Below are 6000 nucleotides of genomic sequence, written 5' to 3'. Positions count from 1 at the left end.
AGAAACGGCTCCACCGCGAAAGAATATCGCGATAAAGCCGCTTAAGTTACGTCCGAGAATTATATTATTTCACCTGTCAACTTGACAGGGACTAGTACAATCTAATGGGGGCGTTTTGGTTTAACCATTTTGCCATCCGCCCGCATAGCGGGTGGTTTTTTGTTTCGCACGCTTTAGCGTACTCAACCGAGCCTAAAGGCATAATAACGAAAAGACGGATGTCAAAAGCCAACTGACTTTTGACACCCGTTTTTGTTTAATCCTGACGCTGTGGCCGAATCCGTTTACCCCAATATTGGAAGTAATCGGTCCGTAACGCCCCGTTATAGAGTTTGCGGCGTTTGGTCGCCTTTTTACCAAAGTAATCTTCAAATTCTAAGTCGCTGGTCAAAATGTACTTGCTCCAACTTGGCAATTTAGCGTAAACCTGCCCCATTTGCCGATAAAGAACCCGCACACTATCGCGATCACTCAACCGTTCCCCGTACGGCGGGTTGGCAATGATGACCCCGTTGACCTTGTCCGTGGTAAAGTCCTTGACCGCCAGCTGCTTAAAGCGAATGTCATGTAAGAGCCCCGCTTCACGGGCGTTCAACTTGGCGATGTCGATCATACTGCCGTCGATATCGTAACCACTGATATCTAATTCGGTATCGTAGTCCGCCTGGCTATCGGCCTCGTCGCGTAATTCCTGACTAAGTCCCTTTGGCACCCAGTCCCACTTCTCACACGCAAAGCTGCGGTTGAACCCGGGCGCAATGTTGCGGGCAATCAGGGCCGCTTCAATCGGAATGGTCCCCGACCCACATACCGGGTCAACGAACGGGTTATCCGGGTACCACTTGGCTAACATGACTAGGGCGGCCGCCATGTTTTCCTTTAACGGCGCGCCCCCCTTTTCGACCCGGTACCCCCGTTTGAACAAACTGGAACCGGTCGTATCTAACGTGAGTAAGACGTGGTCTTTATTGATAGCCACTTCTAGCGGGAACAACGCGCCGGTTTCGGGTAAGAAACCGTTGCGGTGATATGTGCTGGCCAGTTGGGTCACAATCGCTTTTTTAACGATCGATTGCACGTCCGGAACGCTGTGTAGCTTTGAGTTCCGCGATTTCCCCTCGACCGGAAATTCAGCGTCTAGTGGTAAGAACTGGTCCCACGCAAGCGCCTTCGTCTTTTCAAACAATTCGTCAAAGGTCACGGCGTCAAATTCACCCACAATAATTTTGACGCGGTCGGCGGTTCGCAACCATAAGTTGGTCCGCAAGACGTCCTTGATTGTCCCGTTAAACCGTACCCGGCTATTTTCGACCTGGGTCTGGTAGCCTAAGTCCCGCAGTTCCCGGCCAACCAGTGCTTCAATACCGCTCGCGGCGGTCGCAATTAACTTAAATTGATCCATACAGATCCTCCTGATTTTTTTAATGCCCGTTCGTAAGTTTCCAATCACGGTCTAGTTTACCATAATTCAAGGTTCGATAACTTTCCGTATAAAAAAACTAGGACAAAAGCGAACTTTTGCCCTAGTTTCCTGTCAAAATGTAAATTCCTGTAGGCCATGTTTTGTACCTTACCAAAGAACAGGCGTCTGTTGATAAGGCGGCAATCATCTATCTCGAGATCACGAGGATCTCCCCCCACATTTAGTTCAATTCCATATGTGAAGCGCCCCTACCGTAGTTTGGGTTGCCCGCTCGCGGGGTTTACCGCGTTCCAACTTAGCCGTTTCCAACTAAGTATCGTCACTGTGGCACTTTTCAGGGATACTAGAGCATAGCTTGCGCCTTAGCTGGTTTTCCCGCCGTTACCGATAAATCGGTACCCCGGCTTATTTTTTCACCGAGCACGAACACTACAAGCATCGCAGCTTGTGCGAGCATGGACCTTCCTCAGCCGACATAAGCCGACCGCGATTACCCAGAATTTACATCGAATCACGAGCACGACTTAGAGTCGGTGTGATTCATTTTGATTATTATCTAATTGTGCACCGAAAACGTGGCGTTCCAAGTTAGATAAACGTTTCAGAATATCCATATTCGTGACCGTACTAGTCGGTTGTGAAGATGGAGTCGACGATCCGACGGCGACTTGCTTGGTTAGTTCGTCGACCTTAGCACGTAATCGTTCGTTTTCATCCGAAAGCTGTTGGTTATCTTTAGTAAATGACTCATAGTCCTTAATGACATTATCTAAGAACCCATCCACGTCAGCGGGATCATAGCCCCGCATCTTCGGTTTAAATTCTTTTTGAAGGATGTCTTTGGGAGTAAAATTACGTTTAGCCATATTTAAAAACACCTCATTGTTATTCGCGCAATGCCCAAACGGCATCCGCATTACTTAAAACATTGTAGCAGACTTTATTCAAAATTAAAACCATTATTCTGCTTTTCTGAATATTCATTGGCGCTTTCCTGCAACAAATCGAAGTCAATCACCGTCAACGGGTACGGGTGCGCCTCACCGTATTGGCGAATCAAATCGTAGTCGTACGAGGGCTTTCCGGGATTATCGGGGTCATAAATTAATGTCGCGGCGTCGGTATGGGTGACCATAAATTCTTGGTAATTTTTTAATTGTTGCGGATTTTCATACGGTTGCTTACTAACCGGGGCTTGAAAGTCGACCCGCGCAAGTAGCGTCTGTAACTTAGCCTGGTTAGTTTCGTTCCAGCGCCCGCCAAACTCACCGTACGGTAACATCATGGCGACCTTTAACTCCGGATAGTCCTGTTTCAAGGCTAACCCGACTTCGGCCGCCCACTGTTCAATTCCGAGCTGACCACCGGTGATCAACCAGTCCATCCCGTCCTCGATTTGGGTCGTCAGGTAGTTGGTTAGTGCATATTTAATCACTTTTAACTTTGGGTCCTGGTCACCAAAGACGTTTAACTCGTAACTTCGATAACCACTTAACCATAATCGACTCACAATTTTCATCCCTTTCGCCACCATATTATCGCAAAAAATCACAGATATTTCACATTGCCCGTAATAATGGTAGAATATTACATTATTAGGAGGTTGATTAATGTGACGATTCGCTATCCAAACGGTAAAGTTTATCGCCAACCTAGTCATTCAAAGTCAACGCCTTCCAAGTTCGCCAACGTCAATTTTGGTGACCGCGGAATGAGTCTGGAAGAGGAGCTTAACGACAGCAATACCTATTACCTCGAAAATGATATCGCAGTTATTCATAAAAAGCCAACGCCGATTCAAATCGTGAAGGTCGACTACCCTAGCCGTAGCGCCGCCGTCATTCGAGAAGCCTATTTCAAGCACGCTTCAACAACTGACTACAACGGCGTCTACCGTGGGCGCTACCTTGACTTTGAAGCGAAGGAAACCAAGAGCAAGACTGCTTTTCCACTCAAGAATTTCCACGATCATCAAATCGAACACATGCGTCAGTGTTTAAAACAGGACGGGATTTGCTTTGTGATCATCCGCTTTGCAACGCTAGGACGGCTGTTCCTATTAAAGGCGACCGACCTCTTCACTTACTGGGATCACCAGGTCGATGGTGGGCGTAAGTCGATTCCACTGCCGGATATTGAACAGTTGGCAGCCGAACTCAAGTACCACATTAACCCCCTCATTCCGTACCTCGAGGCGGTTGATAATCTGATTGATGGCTAACCAGCCAATCATTAAAGGAGAAGATCATGGCAGGTAACAATTCACAAAATTCACGGGTCGCACGGAATCATAAAAAACCGCGTTCCCCTCAGCGCCACTGGATTAAGAAGATCCTACTGGCGCTGTTAGCCCTCTTCGTTATTGGCTTGTTATCCGGGACCGCGCTATTCTTTTACTACGCTAAGGACTCGGGTACCGTGACCGAAAGCGATTTGAAGGCCGAAAATGCGACGAAGATTTACGATGCTAACAACGAGCTAGTCACCACGCTCGGCGCTAGTAACCGGAAATACGTTAAATCAAGCCAAATTCCGTCAACGCTGAAAAAAGCGGTCGTTTCCATTGAAGACCGCCGCTTTTACAAGCATAAAGGGGTCGATTACTACCGGATCATCGGGGCGGCCCTTGGTAACATCAAGGGCAGTTCCCTTGGGATGCAAGGCGGGAGTACCTTGACCATGCAACTGATCAAGCTGTCTAAGTTCTCGACCAAGGCGTCGGACCGGACGCTCCGGGTCAAAGCCCAGGAAGCCTGGTTAGCCGTCAACGTCGAAAAACACTATACCAAGTCACAAATCTTAGAGTTTTACATTAATAAGGTTTACATGGGCAACGGGATTTACGGGATGGGTACCGCGGCGCATTATTACTATAACAAGTCCCTCAAAGACTTGAACTTAAGTCAACTTGCACTCCTCGCCGGAATGCCCCAATCACCAACTTACTATGACCCGACGAGTTATCCGAAGTACGCTGAGAGCCGGCGGAATACGGTCCTGCAGGCGATGTACGATAACAAGGAAATCACCAAGGCTCAGCAGACCGCCGCTGAAAACGTCGGGATCAAGTCCGGGTTAACTTCGGCCGGCCACGCCCAGTTGAACAGCCAGCATAAGAATGCCAAGGTGGCCGACGCCTACATCAAAGAAGTGCTGACTGACCTTGAAAGTAAGGGTTACGACCCTTACAAGTACAGTTTGAAGGTGTACACCAACTTAAACATGAACGCGCAACGGCGCCTTTACGACATTGCCAACACGTCTAAGTACGTCACCTACCCGAATAACCGGTTCCAATTAGGGGTTTCGGTCGTTAACTCGTATACCGGTAAGATTTCAGCCATGATTGGCGGTCGTAAGCATACCAACACCACCTACGGCTTTAACCGGGCCGTGCGCAAGGACCGTTCGAACGCCTCAACCATGAAACCAATTCTCGACTACGGACCGGCCATTGAATATAACAACTGGCCGACCTACAAAACGGTTGAAGATACTAAGTACAACTACCCTGGTACCAATAATGCCGTCAACGACTTCGATAACAAGACGCTCGGTAGTATGACCATGCGCGAAGCCCTCGTCCAATCGCGGAACATTCCGGCGGTCAAAACTTTGGAAACGGTCGGTCTCTCACGGGCCAAGACCTTTGCTAACAGCCTCGGAATGGGCTTAAAGAAGGTTTACTACGCCAACGCCATCGGAGCCGAGGTTTCCTCACTGCAAGTTGCCGGCGCCTACGCCGCGTTCGCAAACGGTGGGACTTACCACAAGCCGTACTACATTTCAAAAATCACCGCGCAGGACGGCACGACCACTAATTACGACAGTAAGGGCACCCGCGTCATGAAGCAGTCGACCGCCTACATGATTACCGACATGTTAAAGGGTGTCATCAACAGTGCCAGCGGGACCGGGACGACGGCACGCATCAGTGGTGTTTACCAGGCCGGAAAGACCGGGACGGACGGCTACGATTCGCGTTACAAGCACCGGGTTCCTTCCGGCGCCGACGTCGATTCTTGGATGGCTGGTTACACCAAGAACTACTCCGTCTCCGTTTGGACGGGGTACGATAATCCAAACGACTTCTCGGAAGTCAACTACATTGATAGTAGTACGGCCAAGATTTCACAAAACATTTACCGTGAAATGATGACTTACTTGCAGGAACACGCGCCGAACTCCGACTGGACGAAACCAAGTTCCGTGGCCACGACGACCCGCAACGGGATTCAGGAACTCTACTTGGTTGGTCACGTCTTCTCGGACGCGACCTCCTCGTCACAATCATCTTCGACGGCTAGCTCCCATTCAACGACCAGCCACTCGCAATCCGCAAGCTCAAGCAGCCGGAAAGAATCTTCTGAAGCGTCCTCTTCGTCGGAATCCTCAGAAGAATCATCCTCAAGCTCGGAAGAATCCGAAAGTAGTAGCAGTCACGAAGAAAGTAGTAGCGAAGAACAGAGTTCAAGTTCCGAAGCCGCTTCATCATCACACGAAAGCTCCTCAACCGCACCAGCGGAAGATCAGCAGGATAAGCAAGATTAGCAACGCTTCAGGCACCGCGGAAATTT

Annotated in this window: 5 protein-coding genes and 1 other RNA gene; 2 read left to right on the top strand and 4 right to left on the bottom strand. The window is 49.2% G+C overall.

What is annotated here, in order from left to right; translation table 11 throughout:
- Positions 1–256: 256 nt before the first annotated feature.
- The 4 genes from FFM82_RS12255 to FFM82_RS12240 all read right to left on the bottom strand — a co-directional run bounded on the left by FFM82_RS12255 (position 257) and on the right by FFM82_RS12240 (position 2933).
- Positions 257–1402 carry a THUMP domain-containing class I SAM-dependent RNA methyltransferase gene (locus FFM82_RS12255; protein ID WP_137646096.1) on the bottom strand — a complete coding sequence of 382 codons (1146 nt, stop codon included), beginning with the start codon at positions 1400–1402 and terminating at the stop codon, positions 257–259.
- 145 nt (positions 1403–1547) lie between these two features.
- An RNA gene (rnpB, locus tag FFM82_RS12250) (RNase P RNA component class B) lies at positions 1548–1925 on the bottom strand.
- Positions 1926–1947: 22 nt separating this feature from the next.
- Positions 1948–2289, bottom strand: coding sequence for a cell division regulator GpsB (gpsB, locus tag FFM82_RS12245; RefSeq protein ID WP_137646095.1), 342 nt, complete (start codon positions 2287–2289; stop codon positions 1948–1950).
- A gap of 74 nt (positions 2290–2363) precedes the next feature.
- Positions 2364–2933, bottom strand: coding sequence for an SLOG family protein (locus tag FFM82_RS12240; protein WP_137646097.1), 570 nt, complete (start codon positions 2931–2933; stop codon positions 2364–2366).
- 102 nt (positions 2934–3035) lie between these two features.
- Between FFM82_RS12240 and recU the strand changes: the two genes are divergently transcribed.
- Positions 3036–3644 carry a Holliday junction resolvase RecU gene (gene recU / locus FFM82_RS12235; protein WP_137646094.1) on the top strand — a complete coding sequence of 203 codons (609 nt, stop codon included), beginning with the start codon at positions 3036–3038 and terminating at the stop codon, positions 3642–3644.
- A gap of 26 nt (positions 3645–3670) precedes the next feature.
- Positions 3671–5974, top strand: coding sequence for a transglycosylase domain-containing protein (locus tag FFM82_RS12230; protein ID WP_137646093.1), 2304 nt, complete (start codon positions 3671–3673; stop codon positions 5972–5974).
- Positions 5975–6000 lie beyond the last annotated feature (26 nt).

The sequence above is a fragment of the Lactiplantibacillus plajomi genome, assembly GCF_005405405.1.
GTDB lineage: Bacteria > Bacillota > Bacilli > Lactobacillales > Lactobacillaceae > Lactiplantibacillus > Lactiplantibacillus plajomi.
This window is presented reverse-complemented; position numbering and strand designations above follow the sequence as displayed.